At 43.7% G+C, this 17,970-nt stretch carries 16 protein-coding genes; 8 read left to right on the plus strand and 8 right to left on the minus strand.

Annotated elements, in window-relative coordinates:
• Positions 1-72 precede the first annotated feature (72 nt).
• A complete protein-coding gene (locus tag F0361_RS17295; RefSeq protein WP_138259381.1) occupies positions 73-438 on the plus strand; it encodes a Na(+)-translocating NADH-quinone reductase subunit F in 366 nt (121 codons plus the stop codon).
• Complete coding sequence (locus F0361_RS17300; RefSeq protein WP_154920673.1) at positions 438-1,436, plus strand: FAD:protein FMN transferase; 999 nt, start codon at positions 438-440, stop codon at positions 1,434-1,436. The genes F0361_RS17295 and F0361_RS17300 overlap by 1 nt, the downstream gene beginning before the upstream one ends.
• On the opposite strand, the gene F0361_RS17305 is transcribed toward F0361_RS17300, so the two are convergent.
• The 3 genes from F0361_RS17305 to gpmI form a co-directional block, all read right to left on the minus strand.
• Positions 1,437-2,201 (minus strand): class I SAM-dependent methyltransferase, encoded by a 765-nt coding sequence (locus tag F0361_RS17305; protein ID WP_154920674.1) that lies wholly within the window; start codon positions 2,199-2,201, stop codon positions 1,437-1,439. It lies immediately after the preceding gene.
• A 71-nt stretch (positions 2,202-2,272) separates the two neighbouring features.
• Positions 2,273-3,091 carry a type I methionyl aminopeptidase gene (gene map, locus F0361_RS17310; RefSeq protein WP_154920675.1) on the minus strand — a complete coding sequence of 273 codons (819 nt, stop codon included), beginning with the start codon at positions 3,089-3,091 and terminating at the stop codon, positions 2,273-2,275.
• A gap of 31 nt (positions 3,092-3,122) precedes the next feature.
• Positions 3,123-4,643 (minus strand): 2,3-bisphosphoglycerate-independent phosphoglycerate mutase, encoded by a 1,521-nt coding sequence (gene gpmI / locus F0361_RS17315; protein ID WP_154920676.1) that lies wholly within the window; start codon positions 4,641-4,643, stop codon positions 3,123-3,125.
• A 229-nt stretch (positions 4,644-4,872) separates the two neighbouring features.
• Between gpmI and F0361_RS17320 the strand changes: the two genes are divergently transcribed.
• Both F0361_RS17320 and F0361_RS17325 read left to right on the plus strand, forming a co-directional pair.
• On the plus strand, positions 4,873-5,265 hold the full coding sequence (locus F0361_RS17320; RefSeq protein ID WP_154920677.1) for an ankyrin repeat domain-containing protein: 393 nt from the start codon (positions 4,873-4,875) through the stop codon (positions 5,263-5,265).
• A gap of 284 nt (positions 5,266-5,549) precedes the next feature.
• Entirely contained in the window at positions 5,550-5,936 is a 387-nt protein-coding gene (locus F0361_RS17325) for an ankyrin repeat domain-containing protein (RefSeq protein WP_154920678.1), read from the plus strand.
• 99 nt (positions 5,937-6,035) lie between these two features.
• Here the strand turns inward: F0361_RS17325 and F0361_RS18805 are convergent, their stop codons facing one another.
• The 5 genes from F0361_RS18805 to F0361_RS17345 form a co-directional block, all read right to left on the minus strand.
• Positions 6,036-6,203, minus strand: coding sequence for a DUF6747 family protein (locus F0361_RS18805; protein WP_162850219.1), 168 nt, complete (start codon positions 6,201-6,203; stop codon positions 6,036-6,038).
• Positions 6,204-6,363: 160 nt separating this feature from the next.
• The gene (locus F0361_RS17330) at positions 6,364-7,131 is read right to left on the minus strand and encodes a M48 family metalloprotease (RefSeq protein WP_154920679.1); all 768 of its coding nucleotides are present in this window, start codon (positions 7,129-7,131) and stop codon (positions 6,364-6,366) included.
• Between the two features lie 40 nt (positions 7,132-7,171).
• On the minus strand, positions 7,172-7,900 hold the full coding sequence (locus F0361_RS17335; RefSeq protein WP_154920680.1) for a M15 family metallopeptidase: 729 nt from the start codon (positions 7,898-7,900) through the stop codon (positions 7,172-7,174).
• Positions 7,901-8,062: 162 nt separating this feature from the next.
• Complete coding sequence (locus tag F0361_RS17340; protein ID WP_154920681.1) at positions 8,063-9,223, minus strand: gliding motility-associated C-terminal domain-containing protein; 1,161 nt, start codon at positions 9,221-9,223, stop codon at positions 8,063-8,065.
• Between the two features lie 3 nt (positions 9,224-9,226).
• On the minus strand, positions 9,227-13,021 hold the full coding sequence (locus tag F0361_RS17345; RefSeq protein ID WP_154920682.1) for a bZIP transcription factor: 3,795 nt from the start codon (positions 13,019-13,021) through the stop codon (positions 9,227-9,229).
• A 390-nt stretch (positions 13,022-13,411) separates the two neighbouring features.
• Here F0361_RS17345 and F0361_RS17350 point away from each other — a divergent pair, with 390 nt between their 5' ends.
• From F0361_RS17350 to F0361_RS17365, 4 genes are all read left to right on the plus strand, one after another.
• Positions 13,412-14,155, plus strand: coding sequence for a carboxypeptidase-like regulatory domain-containing protein (locus F0361_RS17350; protein WP_154920683.1), 744 nt, complete (start codon positions 13,412-13,414; stop codon positions 14,153-14,155).
• Positions 14,145-14,918: a hypothetical protein gene (locus F0361_RS17355; RefSeq protein ID WP_154920684.1), complete on the plus strand. Its 774-nt coding sequence runs from the start codon at positions 14,145-14,147 to the stop codon at positions 14,916-14,918. The genes F0361_RS17350 and F0361_RS17355 overlap by 11 nt, the downstream gene beginning before the upstream one ends.
• Positions 14,919-15,058: 140 nt before the next feature.
• Positions 15,059-15,565 (plus strand): DUF6702 family protein, encoded by a 507-nt coding sequence (locus tag F0361_RS17360; protein ID WP_154920685.1) that lies wholly within the window; start codon positions 15,059-15,061, stop codon positions 15,563-15,565.
• 60 nt (positions 15,566-15,625) lie between these two features.
• Complete coding sequence (locus tag F0361_RS17365; RefSeq protein WP_154920686.1) at positions 15,626-17,935, plus strand: M1 family metallopeptidase; 2,310 nt, start codon at positions 15,626-15,628, stop codon at positions 17,933-17,935.
• Positions 17,936-17,970 lie beyond the last annotated feature (35 nt).

Below are 17,970 nucleotides of genomic sequence, written 5' to 3' on the forward strand. Positions count from 1 at the left end.
ACACATAGTTCATTACCTTTAGAAATGCCATTGAAAATAACTTTCAAATAGGAGGAATAAAACTTTGAATACATGCAACCATTATCGGAACAGGAACTTCATAATTTAGCCATGAATTTGGTGGGGAAGCAGCTTGTGGAAGATGGATATGAATTTCTAGCGGTCAACAGTGAACTTCGAAAGAACCCTCAATTCGTTTGTATAAAGGAAACAAAAATGAGTTTTGTGGTGGTGAAGGCCATTGAGTACCCAGGAGATCCGCAAGATTTGGATTTTTTTAGGGCCGATTTAAACAAAATGAGGGACCATGCCTTAAAATTTGAAGCGAAAACCTTTTATGCGCCGGTTGGCTTGGTAAATGCAAAGGATTACAATCTACCAGTGTACCTGAACGAGGAATATATCGTGGATTATGACGGTTTAATTGAAATTGAATAATGGGTAAATGGATGTGTTTGGCAGGAGTGCTCCTACTATTCTCCTGCACGGGAGGGATCGTTAGGAATCAGACTAGGGGCGAGGCCCTTGGAACTACGTACAATATTATTTATTTGGGGAATGAAAAGCTTGACTTCCAAGCTGAAATCGATTCCGTCTTCACAGTGGTCAATAAATCCTTATCGACCTATATTCCTGATTCGGATATTTCGAGAATAAACAGGGGTGATAGCCTGGTTGTAGTAGATCGAATGTTTCAAGAGGTTTTTGAGCTTTCCAGAAAGGTACACAAACAGACCAAAGGATATTTTGACCCAACGGTAGGTACTTTGGTAAACGCATGGGGCTTTGGGCCTGGGGAACAGATTTCCATGGATAGCCTTACCGTGGATAGTTTATTGCAGTATGTAGGCTTCAATAAAGTATCCATTTCACCTCAGAATAGGGTCATTAAGCAAAACCCGAATATTTATTTCGATTTTAATGCCATCGCCAAAGGATATGCAATTGATAGGTTGGCCGTTATGTTGGACAATAAAGGTATTGAGAATTACTTGGTGGAAGTTGGTGGGGAAGTAGTGGCAAAAGGGATTAACCTTGAAAAGGAAAAACCCTGGGTGGTGGGTATCGATGATCCCCAAGCGGAAATGGGTAGACAAATGAAATTGTTGATAAATATGTCCGATAGGGCTTTGGCTTCCTCCGGAAATTATCGGAAATACAGGGTGGATAGTATTTCTGGAAAAAAATATGTCCATACTATTGACCCTATTACAGGTTACACTAAAAATTCAAATACACTGGGGGTGACCATTCTCGCGAATGACTGTGCAACGGCAGATGCCTACGCTACGGCATTTATGGCGATGGACCTGCACGAGGCCTTTAAAGTCATTAATTATAACAAAGACCTTGAAGCGTATATTATTTATTTGGATGAAAAGGGAGTTACCCAAGAATTTCTCACCAAAGGATTTAAGGAACTTTTGGTGGAATAGTTATTTTTTGACCAAAGGGATAATTTCTCCCTGGGCCAATCTGTATTTATCGACGTCCTCTGGGGGCATTTTAAAGGTCATGTCTATTTCGTAAACCCTAAAACCTACAGACCTTAACTTTTCAAAAAAGTCCCTACCATAGATGCGTACATGGTCGTATTGACCGAATATTCTAGCCCTTTCTTTTTTGTCCGTGATGGAATGGTCTTCAAAAGTTATTTCCCTACTTAAATCTTGGGGTATTTGGAAAACACCCCAACCGCCCGGTTTCAAAACCCTAAAAAGTTCATTTATGGCCTTGGTGTCATCTGGAATATGCTCCAGCACGTGATTGCAAAGAATAACATCAAAACTGTTACTTTCAAAAGGTAGGTTACAGATGTCGGCTTTAACATCGGCCAAAGGCGAGTTTAGGTCGGTTGTGGTATACGCAAGATTTTTCAGCTTTTTAAATCTTTTATAAAAGGCCTGTTCCGGGGCAAAGTGTAATACCTTTAGGGTATCCTGAAAAAAATTGGTGTCGTTTTTCAAAAAAAGCCATAAAAGCCTGTGTCTTTCCAACGAAAGGGTAGAGGGAGAAAGCACATTTTCCCTTGGATTTTCATAACCATAGGGAAGGAAACTACGGAATTTTTTCCCATCTATGGGATCTTGGTACGTATTCCCGGAATAGTAAAAGGACAATATAGGCCGTACCCAATAGCTTAGCTTGATAAGCACTGGTCTTGGTATAAGGTTCAGAAAAAATTTGAAAATTTTCTTCATCTACCCGAAAAGCGAGCGTTGGTATTTTCCAATAGAAATCGGATTGTCTCTAAATTGCTCTTTAATAATATTTAAGATTGTAGCTTAGCCTGCCTAAACTCAAGCTCCTCATCTGATACAATACCCAGAGCATCATAAATGTATTGGAATGTGGATAGCAGCTCTGGTTTTCCGTTTACAATGGCCACATTATGCTCAAAATGCGCACTGGGTTTTCCATCTGCAGTGAGAATGGTCCAACCATCCTTAAGTTGTTTAATGTTTTTTGTCCCCATATTGATCATAGGTTCAATGGCCACCGTCATACCTTCTACAAACTTTTTCCCGCGCCCTCTTTTTCCATAATTGGGCATTTCCGGACTTTCATGCAGTTTCTTGCCCAGTCCATGGCCAACAAGTTCACGTACCACACCATACCCATGGCTTTCACAATAATTTTGAATGGCAAAACCTACATCGCCAACCCTGTTGCCTACTTTGAATTCGCGAATACCAATGTAAAGAGATTCCTTGGTCACTTTCAGTAATTGTTTTACCTCTGGGGCCACTTCGCCAACTTCAAAGGTATACGCATGGTCCCCATAAAATCCATTTTTAAGGGCACCACAGTCCACCGAAATAATATCCCCATCTTTAAGCGGTTCACCATTTGGGATTCCGTGGACTACTTGTGCGTTTGGGCTCATGTTCAAGGTATTTGGGAAATCGTACATTCCCAAAAAGCCTGGGGAAGCGCCGTGGTCCCTAATAAAGGTTTCTGCCAATTTATCCAAATAAAGGGCATTGACTCCTGGTTTTATTTCCGATGCCAACATGCCCAATGTTTTGGATACGATCAGGGCGCTCTCGCGCATGAGTTCTATTTCTTCTGCCGATTTTATTTTTACCATAGGTGCAAAAGTACGCTTATTTTGGATTAAGCTAGTCCACCAAGGATTTTTGGGTCATAAAGGGGGATTGTGCCACGCCCATCAATTTTAATATAGTGGGCGCGATATCCCCAAGAACGCCATCCTTGATATGCTTAACATCCTTGTCTACCAGAATTAATGGTACAGGATTGGTGGTATGGGCGGTATTGGGTGTTCCATCCGGATTTATCATCGTCTCACAATTTCCATGATCGGCAATGACCAACACGGAATAATCGTTTTCGATGGCTGCGGTAATAACATCCTTGGCACATGCATCCACCGTTTCACAAGCTTTTATCGCTGCCTCCATAACCCCGGTATGGCCAACCATATCCGGATTGGCAAAATTGAGGCATACAAAGTCAACTTTCCCTTTTTTAAGTTCTGGTACAATGGCGTCCCGAATATCGTAAGCACTCATTTCCGGTTGTAGGTCGTAGGTGGCTACCTTTGGAGAAGGACATAACAGCCGCTTTTCTCCTTCAAAGGGTACTTCCCTACCACCGCTAAAGAAAAATGTCACATGGGGGTATTTCTCCGTTTCCGCAATCCGTATCTGGGTCTTGCCGGCATTAGCAAGGACTTCTCCCAACGTTTCTTTTATATTTTCCTTGTCATATACTACATGGACGCCTTTGAAGGAATCATCGTAGTTGGTCATGGTCACGTAATAAAGATCGAGTTTGTGCATGTTTTGCTCATGCATATCCTCCTGACTGAGCACTTGGGTAAGTTCCCTACCTCGGTCCGTTCTAAAATTGAAGAATATGACAACGTCGCCCTCTTTGATTTGCCCAACAGGATGGCCTGAATCATTCACCATAACGATGGGTTCCACAAATTCGTCCGTTACATTGTTGTCATAACTGTTTTGGATGCTTTGAACAATATCCATGGATTTTTCCCCTTCGGCATTGACCATTACATCATAGGCTTTTTTTACCCGTTCCCAGCGTTTGTCACGGTCCATGGCATAATACCTACCAACAATGGATGCCAATTGCGCATTTGTTCCTGAACAGAACGAAACCAAATCCTGCAAAAACCCTTTACCACTTTTGGGATCTACATCCCTACCATCCGTAAAGGCATGGATAAACATATTTTTTACTCCGGATTCCGAACCTGCGGATATAAGCCCCTTCAAATGGTCAATATGGCTATGCACCCCACCATCACTCAAAAGACCCAAAAAATGAATTGGTTTATCGTTCGTATTCGCATATTGGAATGCATCCTTCAGTGCAGGTTCGTCCTTTAAGGAATTCTCCTTCACGGCCAAATTAATTTTTGCCAAGTCCTGATAGACGATTCTACCCGCTCCTAAGTTCATGTGCCCTACTTCGCTATTGCCCATTTGCCCCTCCGGAAGCCCAACGTTCATCCCGTCCGTGAGTAAATTTGCATTGGGATAATCTTTGTACAAACTGTCTATAAAAGGGGTGTTGGCCTTGTCAACTGCCGAAACTTTTGGGTCTGGGGATTTGCCCCATCCATCCAATATCATTAAGATAACTTTCTTGTTCATTTGTAGGTCGTTAAATAGTATGTGTCAAAAATACTAGGATTCCCTAAGTATAACTAGAACTTGAATACTCTTTTTGCGAGAGAATGCGAAATTGTTAGAGAGTCTTACTTTAATTTACGGCTTTTGTTAAAATTTAGTTATATAAGTGTTAATCCTGTAACATAAGCTTATAAGGCCCGTCTATAATTATATAATAACAATCTATTCATCAATTAAAAATTCATTCATCATGAAAAAAACAATCCTAGCTTTGTCCATGGCGGTTCTGTTCATGGGCACTGGTCTTTTGGCCAACGCAACGCCCATCAAAAATCAAATCAAATTGGAAAAAAGCAAAGCGAACTATGACCTTAGTTCATTTTGTAAAGCGGTAATGCAGGGCGACATTGAAACCGTAGAGCGAATGATAGAATTGGGAGAGGACGTTAACAAAAAATCCTTGGGCATGACCCCCGCAATGTTCGCTGCACGTTACAACAAAGCGGAAGTACTTCAATTGCTTATTGATCACGGGGCCGATTTATCCGCAAAGAGTGACCAAGGATACTCCGTGGCCAAGTATGCGGAACTTTCAAATGCCACCGATGCACTTGCTGTTTTGGAGGGCGCTAGCGGTAGCTAAGGTGCAACAAACCATCAATCAAAAGACGAAAGGCCTGTTCCTTTATTGGATGGAACAGGCCTTTTTTCTTTCCTAAAAATGATGTTTTGTTTAATGGTCGGCCAAAAACGAACGGTCATATCCAATTTTTTTAAAAAGGGAATTGCGATTGGAAGCGCGGTGTTAAGAAAAAGTTTCCCATTGTTAATTTTTTATTATTGTTTTCTTAAAATGAAATATCCGTAAAATAAGATGTTTAATTTTACGGATATTATAAAAATGAATAACAATTTAATAACCTTATTATGAAAAAAATAATTGTATTAACCATGTCATTGGGAGTTTTGGGTTTTTCCAGCTCCTATGCAAAAGTCCATGCGGACGCCCCTAGAAACCATACAATCGTGACGCCCGTAAACGATAATATCAGTTCATTATGTAAAGCGGCCATGCAAGGGGATGTGGACAAAGTAAGAAGCTTGATCGCCACCGGTGAAAGCGTAAACGAAAAGTCCTTGGGTATGACACCTGCCATGTACGCGGCAAGGTACAACAAAGCAGAAGTGATGAAGGTATTATTGTTGAACCAGGCCAATTTGAACATAAAAAGCGACCAGGGCTATACGGTAAAGGAGTATGCGGAAATGTCCAAGGCTACGGACGTATTGGAAGTACTAAATTCCAATTCATAATTTTTTTGATTATTTGAATTAGAAAAAAGGCCCATCGGTTTCGATGGGCCTTTTTATTCATAATATACTCTAAATAGTGTTCAAGTAAAAGAGTACCAATTAAAATTCAAAACCGTTTAAAGCCCTATGCGTGAAGGCATAAATGGCCATAAATAACATCAGGGCGCAGAATACGGAATAGACCTTTAAGATCACCACCAATATTTCCGGTTTGCAGTTTTCAAATGCGCCAACATAAAGATTCTTGAAGTGTGTAAGTGTTCCCATTATAGTGTCTTGTTTAGATACCAATAAACATCGGCATGTATTACTAAATCAAAGCTATAAGGGTCAAATTTTAGTAGTTAAAGCGATTCGGGAATCATAAATATAGTAAAAAGGATAGGGCAATTAGTATATAAATCCGATTATACGCAAAATTTAACGTTTAACCTTCGTTCCTATATTTTTCTATGGCTTCCCTTATTTTTTCGATCCTGTTTTCCGGGTCGGGATGTGTACTCTGAAATTCAGGGACCCGGTTTGGACCGGCGGCCGCCTTTAATATTTCCATGACCTTGATCATTTCATTGGGGTCATAGCCGGATTGTATCATGAACAAAACGCCCAGTTCGTCACTTTCCAATTCGTCGTCCCTACCATTGGTCAAAAGGGTATTCTGTCCAATGCTGCCTACAATATCGCCCATATCCGCACCTACGGAGGCTCCCATCGTCACTGTTTGCCAGAAGGTACTTTCCGCGATCCGTTCGGCGGAATGCCTACCGATCACATGCCCGATTTCATGGCCCAAAACCCCCGCAAGTTGGGCTTCGTTCAATTGGCGGAATAGGGCATAGGTAATAAAACACTGTCCGCCGGGCAAGGCAAAGGCATTGATCGTGCGGTCATCGGCCAACAGATGAAAATCGTATTTATAGGGTGTTTGTTGGGCGATGCTGTTATTCACCAAGCGGTTTCCAACGGCATCCACAAAGGCCTGTAATTTTTCATCGGGGTAGAGTCCGCCGTGCTGTTGGGTCATTTCCGGAGCGCTTTGCAATCCAATGGCGATTTCCTGCTCCGGGGACATGTTAATGGTTTGGGTACGGCCAGTATACGGGTTTTCCTCCTTGTTGTTGCATTTTTGGATAAAGGCGAAAGCCACTATGGCCAAACCGATAAAAATTCGGATTTTCCAACTTCCTCTTCTCATAATGTTAGTGTTCTATAGTAGAACCTAATATACAAAAGAGTTACAGAAGTGCTCTATTGATGTCCAAAATATTGTTTTGGATATAACTGCGCAAAAAGGCCCGTGTAAAGTGTTCCGCGCCATAAAACTCCTCTTTTTCAAGTAGGGCTACCACATTGATGCCCCGGTAGGCTTCCAACATGGGTATGGACAAAGGAGCGTAGCTATAATGCCAGGGCTCATACTTGAATCCCCTTCTTTTTGGGTCGTCCGTATAGACCAAGTAATAACCGTAGGTTTCTGAATTCTTGTCCATCCATAACTTAAAGTCCTCATAAGGACCGCCGTTGCCATATTTTTCAGGGTCGAGTACATCGCCCTCCACATTCCTGTAACCATCGATTATATCGGCATCCGTGCCCCAATGGTGCCTGCTGGTCCCGGGAATGGTCGAATACTCGATTATTTTTTCAATGGCCGCCATGGGTTCCATACCTTCATCGGTATAGGTAATGTACTTGCGTTCAAAAATACCTTCCTGTCTACTGAAATCCCGGAAACTGGAAACTATTTTAAGGTCGATGCCATCTGAATAGGCCGCCTTTTTCATTTCCAAAAAAGCGTCGTGCGCTTCTTTTCGAAGGTTGATATCCTTTCCAAATAGTTCAATGTTCGCCTTTCCCATCAATTCTGCCGTGGAATAACCCATGTCCTGTATGATTAGGTTAGGAAGCAAGGAAAGCCCCAAGGCCGCTCCGCTACTTTTTTGGATAAAGGATCTTCTCTTCATTTTTTGTTTTTTTCCGATGGGTTAACAATACCCATTAAAATTACTTAAAAATAGTGTGCAGACCGATTTTCATCGAACAACACAATGAATACATAACGTACAAAGCCTTCGAAATATTACCTTTTTTTATTTCTGAAATAGCTATTTGGAAAGATTACGAAACTATCTAGCGAGGTATAAAAAGCCTTGGTACTTCAAATCTAGATCCAACATGTCTATCGTGTAAAAGTAAACCCCAATGGGTAGGCCATCCTCCCGACCGAATACAATGTTGCCAACATTGGAAAATCCTTCGAATTCATCCACGTAGTTCGCCTGTTCGAATACTTTTAGCCCAAAACGGTCGTAGATGCGCACCATATTGTTGGGCGATTCCGCCAACTCCTCCACAAAAAAGCGGTCGTTGATACCGTCCCCGTTGGGCGAAACAAAAAAGTTGTCCAAGGTAAGCACTTCTTTTTCCAAAGGTTCAAATGGTATTTGGGACACCCCTAAGGTTATGATTTCATAATCGTTGGGAACAAAAGTGGCCGATGTTGTAAACCCCTGCTCCAAATCGCCCGTAACAAAAGTGGCCTCCAAGTTGATCCACCGTTGGGACACTTTGCTCCACCCCACGGGAATGATGGTCGTGGCATCATCGGTTAGGTTGGCCATGTTGCTTTCCCTGTTCCAAGAGATGGAAATTGTGGAAGGAACGCTGCCTTCCAAGCGCCAAAATTCCATATTGGAAACGGCGGCAATATCCACGTCCAATACCTCAATGTTGAAGTCGCCCGGTATGACCGACTGTGTACTTGGATTTTGGAAAAAATAGGCACACTTGGCAAAGGGGTTTACGCTTTCAGAATTCAAGGTCAGTGGCCGCAAAGCGTCGTTGCTGCCCACGGGAAACATAAAATCCTGTTTGTTGGTGATGGCGGCATAGCCGTTTATTTTTTGAAGGTTGCCTTCCCCGTTGTAAAAGGCATCCGCCAAGAAGTTGTAGTACACGGCAGGGTTCGCCTTTGGGGTAAAAATATCCCCGAAAATGAAATTGGTGTTGTTACGGGTATCCAGACCCAAAGTGAGAATGAGGTCGTTTTCAACGGCCACTTCCACATCGTAGAACAAGGGCACTACCGTTCCAAAAACCGAAACGTTGTCCCCATAAAAACCAACGAGGCCAAGGTTTTCGTCAAAGGGGGCATCGTTGATCAGGTCTGTATGAAAACCTAGGCTACCTCCGTCATGGATGCGGAGGTTTCCATTGTTGTATAGTGCCGTTTGGGCGGTTAGCCCTCCCAATCCAAAAAGAACCGATATAAAAACAAGGATTCTCATGGGCTATTCCTTTTTGGAGAGCATTTTTTTTATAGTCTCCACTTGGGTTTTTAACGCTTCCAATTCTTTGGAAAGTTCCAAATTCTCTTCCTGTAGCGCTTCTATCTTTTTCTCCTGTTCTATGGTATGAAGGAAGAGCTCTTCGATTTTTTCGAGGTTAATTCTGGATGCCTCTCCGAGATTCCAAAATCCTTGTGCTTTGATTTCTTTTGCAGATTGTACTCCCGGTAAATGTTTGTTCTGTTTTACAAATTGTTCAATTTCAGAAAGGCTCTTAAATGTATAACCTTCGTTTAAAGGAGATGTTCCCGTAAAATATTTTTGAAAGACGTAATCAGGTGTAGTATCAACGAAATCACCATCAGTTATAATATTTCCAGTTGAACTTATTGTACCCCCAGTTATTATATTTTGACCGCCAAAATCAGGAATCACTGCGGATCCTGGTATACTTCCTGCAGGTATAGCTCCTCCATCGAAGCCAATTTCGTTTGTTCCGGAAATGGTAATCCCTGCCCCAGCGGTGTAGACCGTATCGTCGTCTCCGTCGTCCAGACCTGCCGGCCTGTTGGCCAAGCTTGCCCATTCACCGTCGAAGTCATCGTTGACGTCAAGGTCAAGGTCCACAGGTATACCGGTAAGGTTTGTCCAGTCCACGGCTATTGTACCACCATCGAAGCTGATTTCGTTTGTTCCGGAAATGGTAATCCCTGCCCCAGCGGTGTAGACCGTATCGTCGTCTCCGTCGTCCAGACCTGCCGGCCTGTTGGCCAAGCTTGCCCATTCACCGTCGAAGTCATCGTTGACGTCAAGGTCAAGGTCCGCAGGTATACCGGTAAGGTTTGTCCAGTCCACGGCTATTGTACCACCATCGAAGCTGATTTCGTTTGTTCCGGAAATGGTAATCCCTGCCCCAGCGGTGTAGACCGTATCGTCGTCTCCGTCGTCCAGACCTGCCGGCCTGTTGGCCAAGCTTGCCCATTCACCGTCGAAGTCATCGTTGACGTCAAGGTCAAGGTTCGCTGGTATTCCTGTCAAAGTTGACCAATCAGCCGCTCCAACTGCAGGAGCATCAATCCAGTCCGTTTGTGTACCTGTTGAAGATAATATTTGGCCTGGAGTTCCGGCATCACCATCTTTATCCAAAAGTAGGTTGTCCAAGGTTAGACTTTGAAATATAGTAACGTTCGTATTGCCTCCGTCTTCCTCTATTCTTAGGGCTTCCTCTCCACCAACTGAAAAGCCAATTTCATCTGCGGCTGGTCTAAACATACCCGTATTGGCATCATCGCCTGTACTAAAACTATATGCTGGTTCTGCTTCTGTTCCTCCTGTTGAAGAAAATTGATTACCTCTAATTTCACCTTCTACATCAAGTTTTCTGTCGGGGGTATTTGTCCCAACTCCAAGATAATTGTTCGCAGTGTCCCAAAACAATTGTACATTATTCTCAGTAGGCGCACCAGTTGCATCGGCAAAAAATATTGATCCGGTAATACCTGTTAAACTTCCGGGTACATCCTGCCATGCCACCCCGGTTCCGGTAGAGGTCAAAACTTGCCCATTTGTTCCAATGGCATTTGTATTATCGGCTACCAATCCACCCAGTTGTAGACGTTCGGGAACCAAAACATTCGTGGTTCCGGCTGTATTTGTAACAGTCAAAGCCCTTATATTTCCAGCCGTAAGACTTACCAAATCCGGGGTAAATTCATCAAAATGTAGTCCCGTATCCAAATCGCCATTAAGATAAAAACCTAGGGGACTAGCTGTTGCGAAACCATTGCTCAAAGTAGTTCCATCTACATGTAATGCTGCGGAGGCATTAAAAGCAGGGTTCTGTGAAATCCCAATGGTTCCTGTTCCAATAAAAGTTAGGGCATTGGCACCAAAATTGTAAATGCGATCTTCATTGTCTTGGGTAAGATCGTCAGTTGCCAAATTAGAAATTGTTAAGGTATTGTCAGCCCAGATAACATCAGTGCCATCGGTTGTAAGGATTTGTCCATCCAATCCTTCAGCTATTTTTTCTATGGTTACGCTATTATCTGCCAAGTCTTCCGTAGCAATGGACAAATCAGCGATTTCTGCTGAAGTAACGGCGTCTACTGCAATGGTTGCCAAACCGGTATTGTCCATGGAAATATCACCGTTTAATACTCTTTCTTGTGGTAAGTCCGTGACATCACCTATCAATATGGTGCCATTTGTTAATACCGGAACTCCAGTACCATCGGTTCTGTCTTCTGCTACAATCCAAGCCCCTGTACCTGCATTGGCCGTGGCATCCCATTTAATAATTTGACCGTCTGCTGCCCCATTTTGATTGATATCTTCCAATAAAATAGTGCCATTGGTAATTTGAGCTGAACCAATAGTACCTACTGTAAATTCATTTCCTAAAGTTCCATCTCCCGTAATTGTAATTTGATCGGCTAATTCAGTAGAACCCCCACCACCTGCAAGGGCTGCGTCGATTCCGGCCAAGTGCGCCTCAACGTCTGGAGTTCCTGCAGTGTAGTTAGTTGGCGTTGCTGTTACCTCCACCCCGCTTGCATTCTGATCGTCAGTATTGTCAAGGTACGGGCTGAGGTCAATCGGAGTCGCCGCCGCGTTGTTTGTAATCGTAAGTATGTCGGTGGTAAGTTCCAGGTCCTGAATCTCGTTGGTCGAATCATTATCTGGGTCAGCATAAAATGCACCGGCATTATTTACGATTAGGTTACCTGGTTGCGTACTTACAATATTTCCTCCAACTCCCGTTATTGCACCATCCACATAAGCTTTGGTTACAGCATCTTGGTCATCCACTGGTGTACCTATGTTTTTGATTAATAAGCCACCCGCATCGTTCCCGTCCGCTAAAACTTCATTGATATTTTGAAGTTCGTTATCGGGTTCGGCATCCGCATCGTTAACGTTTAAGGTAATTTCATTGCCATTCAGAATTGCAATATTTCCAGGGGTATCGTCCGTTGAAATTGTTTGGTTGTCCGTACCGGCATTGTTAAAAAAACTCAAATCGATTTCATTACCATTTTCGATCTGCAAACGGTTGTCCGGCGTTAGTGTTAAGGTTTGATCATCTGACCCTACCAAAGCCTCCAAATTGATACTATTGCTCCCTAAGCCCGTCGCCGGCACAATGGCCAAGGTATTGGTGTCCTTGTCAAAACTCAGTTCGTAAACGTCGTTCTGATCTTGCCACAATACAGTCCCATTGATATCGGTAGCGAGCACGTGGTTGGGAAGGCTGGACCCAATATCACGGGGCAGTATGGTTCCGTCTATGATGGCATCGGAATCCACGGATTCCGTTGCCAGTTCATCCGGGCCTACGGCCGCATCCCCCAGTTTGTTCCTTCCAATGGAGTTATCCTGTATATCCACGCCATTAATACCACCATCGGCAATTTGTTCCGTACGTATACTGTTGGTTGCCACTTCTAGGTTATAGTTGCCCTGGGTCTGGGTAATGGCAATGGTACTTCTAAGGTTTTCAATGGGGTCGTTCGTAATGGTAAAGCTTACGGCATCGCATAGGTTTACCCATTGGGCACCATTGAAATAATGGACGCATTCCGTATCCGTATTGTAGACCATACCCCCGCGCTGTGGGGCAATGGCCTCCATCTGGGCCGTGCTTACCTTGGAAATGACCAACACTCTGGAATTGCTTTCCAGTTCCAATAAGGAGCTCGGGTCTAGGGTCTGTGGATTGTCGCCAATTTTTATCTGTGCCATGGCTACGGAAGCAATCATTGACAAAACAAGGGATAGGATACTGAGACGTTTCATATGGCGCTATTTGACTTGAAAATAGTGGAAAAACAAAAATAGGATTATCTCTAGGCCAAACCTTTTTTTATAGTTAAAAAGATAGCCCGTACGGATAAAAGGTACATTAATTCGGTTAAAGCGAACTTATTTATATAGTATGCATGGGCATAGCGGTTTGGATGTTTTCCAAGGAAACCCAGGTAAACTTTCTTGGAAAAAGCCCGTAAAATATGTTAACGAAAGATATTTGCCTTAACATGGCGGACTTCGGCACATGGAATCCCTCCTCCGACCCAATAAATTAACAAAAGTTTATTTGCTGGATTTTTTTTAAAATGTGCACATGTACGTAATTTATGAGCACTAAACAGGACTTGTGTATCTTTGACAAGTTCATACCTATATATTATGGCCAAGAGTTTACTTGCAGCGCTTTTGTTCTTTTCCACCTTTTTCTCGTATGCCCAAGACGATGGTAGAAGAATTATTTACGGACACGTTTTGTATAAAAATGTGGACGTGCCCAACGAATATGTAATCAATTCTACCAGTGAGGAGGCGACGGAAACGGACGAGGACGGCGAGTTCGCCATTCGGGTGAAGGAAGGTGACGAGTTGGTATTTACGGCAGTAAACTACCAGTACCAGATTGTAAAGATTACGCCGGAGATTCTGGAAAAAAATCGAATCATCGTGACCGTAAACGAAAAAATTACGGAACTGGACGAGGTGGTTGTCACCCCCGAAGACGAGGAGCGCTTTTTGCAATTACGGAACGAGGAGTTCAAAGAGGTGGAATATGAAATTGACAGGGGTACGGAAGTTGAAAATATCGCCCTTTCCCAAACGGACCGTGGCATGCAAGACGGACTTAACTTTGTGAACATCTTTAAGGCCATATTCAAGGCCAAGGCAGATGCGCCCGATGAAGGCCCGCAGGTAGCGGTGAGCGATGTGCTACGCAGGATCTATGACAACCGCTTTTTTATGGAGGACCTGCAATTGCAACAGAGTCAGATCGAACCCTTTTTGACCTATTGTGACCAAAAATTACCCGCACGGTCCCTCTTGCGCAAGGAGAACGAATTTCAATTGATCGATTCCCTGGTGAATCTCAGTAAATCTTTCCGAGAGACCTCGAATGAGGAGTGAGTTCCTTTTAGTGTTCATTTTTCCCGCTCTCGTTTTTTCACAAACCGGGGAAACCAAAAATTTGGAAGGTAGGGTTACCAGTAGGGATGGTGATGTCGCCGCGACGCACGTGTTGAACATTAGCACGCAAAAGGCCAGTATCACGGATGTCAATGGGTTTTTTAGCATCCCGGTGCGTGTGAACGATACCTTGGTTTTTTCGGCCGTCCAGTTCAAGAAAAAACAAATTGTAATCACACCCGCTATTTTTGGCAGTTCCAATATAGAAGTGCCCTTGGACGAGGCCTTGGAAGAATTGGACGAGGTGGTCGTTACCCCGTACAACCTATCCGGGAATATTTCCAAGGACCTGAAAATTTTGAATACGGAGCCCGTAGTAACTGCTTCCACCTTGGGCCTGCCAAATGCTTTTGTAAAAGTTCCTACCAAGGCGGAGCGGGAATTGTACGAGGCCACCTCGGGAAGCATAGGTATACCTTTGAACCCTATTTTGAATGGAATTTCCGGAAGGACCAAAATGCTTAAAAAACGTGTAGCGCGTGATAATCTGTACAGCCGTACCGGTCGGGTTCGGGAATTTTATGCGGATTCCCTCTACCAAACGGAACTGAAGATTCCCAAGGATCGAACGGATGACTTTTTTTATTTTTGTGAAGTGGATTCAGCTTTTCAAACCATAGTGGATAGCCATGACCTGATTCGGATTTGGGAATATCTTGAGCGAAGAAGTTTGGTCTACCGAAAGAACAATGATCTGGATTAGCGCCTTTTTGGCATGTCCTTTGCTCAAATGCAATAAAAATGTGAAACCCTCATCGAGGGATTTGTTATGGTAAGTCCAATACCACTACAGAAGGAAATGTTTAAGAATAAAGCTATTGACCTAATAAAAAAGCAAGAAAAGTGAAGAACCTTAAAGAAGGACTGTTTCTTTTTATCCTACCCTTACTGGCCTTTACGGCTGCCCATAAATTTTACATTAGCGTAACCAATGTGGGGTATTCCGAAAAGGACGATGCCCTTCAGGTCATTACCCGTGTTTTTTTGGACGATATGAACGCTGTTCTAAAGGAGCGTTATGGTATCGATACACAGTTGGGCACGGCAGCTGAATCCGAGATGGACCGGGAGTATTTGGAGAAGTACCTTCGCTCCAAATTCATTGTTGAAATTGACGGCAAAAAAGTGGAGTATACCTTTCTGGGCAAGAAATACGATACGGATATGGTCATCTGTTACATAGAGGTACCCAAAATAAACCTTCCCAAAGTCACCAGCATTGCCATAACCAATGAAGTCCTTACGGATTTGTTCGACGATCAACAGAACGTGGTCCATTTCAAGATCAATGGTCAAAAGAAGAGTTTCGTCCTCATAAAATCCGATACTAAAGGAATGTTAAATTTGTAACGTATGTTAAGAAATTCTTTAAAAAACTTTAATTTCCCGCGCATTAAAATGAACACTAAAATGAGACTATTCAAGTACACTTTTGCCTCGCTTTTGTTTTTGGTAGGCGCCGTTTCCTTCGCACAGGAAACCGAGCAACAGAAAAGGGAGCCAGGCCATTACAACCAGAGCAAGTTCAAGCAACTGTATGAGGAATTTGCAACCCCAAATAACTATCGTTCGGCTTCGGGTGCTCCAGGTCCAGATTACTATCAGCAACAGGCGGATTATGTAATGGACATTACCTTGGACGATAAAAACGCCAAAATCTATGGTGAGGAGACCATCACCTATACCAACAACTCCCCAGATGACCTTGAGTACCTTTGGTTGCAATTGGATCAGAACGTGCGTGCCAAGGATTCCAAGGCGCCTTTGCGTAACGGTGGGGGAGTTCCCCTGGCGGAACAGCCCAGCTCTTTCGCTTCCCAATATATGGGTGAACCCTTTGACGGTGGCTTCAATATTGACTATGTGAAGGACGCGTCGGGAAAGGCCTTGCCCTATACCATCAATTTTACCATGATGCGCGTGGATATTCCAACACCTTTAAAAAGTGGTGAGCAATATACCTTTTCCGTAAAATGGAACTACAACATTCCCGATCATACCGTAAACCGTGCGCGTTCCGGCTATGAATATTTTCCTAAGGATGGCAACCGCGCCTATGTCATAGCCCAGTTCTTCCCTAGAATGGCTGTATACAGTGATGTAGAGGGATGGCAGAACCATCAGTTCTGGGGTAGTGGTGAATTCGCCCTAACTTTCGGAAATTACGAGGTGGATATTACCGTGCCCGCGGACCATATTCTGGACGGTACGGGAGTACTTCAAAATCGCAAGGAGGTCTATACCAAGGAAATGATGCAGCGATACGAGAAGGCTACCAAATCCTATGATAAGCCCGTAATCATCGTAACCCAAGAAGAGATAGAGGCCGCTGAAAAGGGATTTTCAAATAAAACAAAGACTTGGAAATTAAAGGCCGAAAACGTTCGTGACTTTGCATTTGCCACCTCCCGAAAGTTCATTTTGGACATGCAGGCGGTAAAGATTGGAAATAGGGACGTGATGGCGGTATCCATGTACCCCAAGGAAGGGAACCCATTGTGGGAGGAATACTCCACCAAGGTAGTTGCCCATACCTTAAGGTCCTATTCCGCACATACCTTTGATTATCCATATCCCAAGGCCATATCCGTTCACGCAAAGAATCAGGGAATGGAATACCCCATGATCTGTTGGAACTATGGAAGGCCCAATGAGGACGGTACCTATTCGGATCGGGTAAAATACGGAATGATGAGCGTGATTATCCATGAGGTAGGTCATAATTTCTTCCCCATGATCGTTAATTCCGATGAGCGCCAGTGGGGCTGGATGGACGAAGGTTTGGATACCTTTATGCAGTACATGGCGGAGCAGGAATTTGGGGAAGCCTACCCCGAAGCCATTGCCCCCAACGATAAATATCCATCCAGAAGGGGCGACCCTGCCAAGATAGTTCCCTATATGAGCGGGGACCAAAGTACCATTTCGCCCATTATGTCCAACCCGGAAAACGTCTACCAGTTGGGTCCCAATGCCTATGCCAAACCGGCGACGGCTTTGAATATCCTAAGGGAAACCGTGATGGGAAGGGAATTGTTCGACCATGCTTTCAAGACCTACGCCCAAAGATGGATGTTCAAGCACCCAACCCCAGAGGATTTCTTTAGGACCATGGAAGATGCCTCCGCCGTGGACTTGGATTACTTTTGGAGAGGTTGGTTCTATACCACGGATTATGTGGATATTGGAGTAAAAGGTATCAAGAAGTACTATGTGACGGACAAGCCCACCAAGAAAATGCAGGAATATATGGCGGCCCGTAACATGACCGAAGCCGATCTCCCACCCTTGGTATATCTGGCCGAAGAGGATAGCGAGGATTTTGACCCCAATCTGAAAGGAAAATCACCTTCAGAAAGTTCCCAGACCCTAAAGGAGTTTATGATGGACAATATGACCGCCGAAGAAAGGGCTGCCGTAAAGGAGCCAAAATATTTCTATGAGATCACGTATGATAAGCCGGGAGGAATCCCCATGCCGCTGATCGTAGAGTATACTTATGCAGACGGGACTACGAAAAATATTACCTATCCGGCGGAAATCTGGAGAAAGAACGATGACGAGGTGAGCATAGTTGTCTCTTCTTCCACCGAACTGACAGGTATCGTGGTAGACCCAAAAATGGAAACGGCGGATATCGATACCACTAACAATTCCTGGCCGAAAAAAGAAGAACAAAACGACTTTGATCAGTTCAAGGAAAATATCAAGGGAAAATAATCCACTATAATTTTGAAAAAAAGCCCTGTTCTTTA

This window comes from Maribacter flavus (assembly GCF_008386635.1).
GTDB lineage: Bacteria > Bacteroidota > Bacteroidia > Flavobacteriales > Flavobacteriaceae > Maribacter > Maribacter flavus.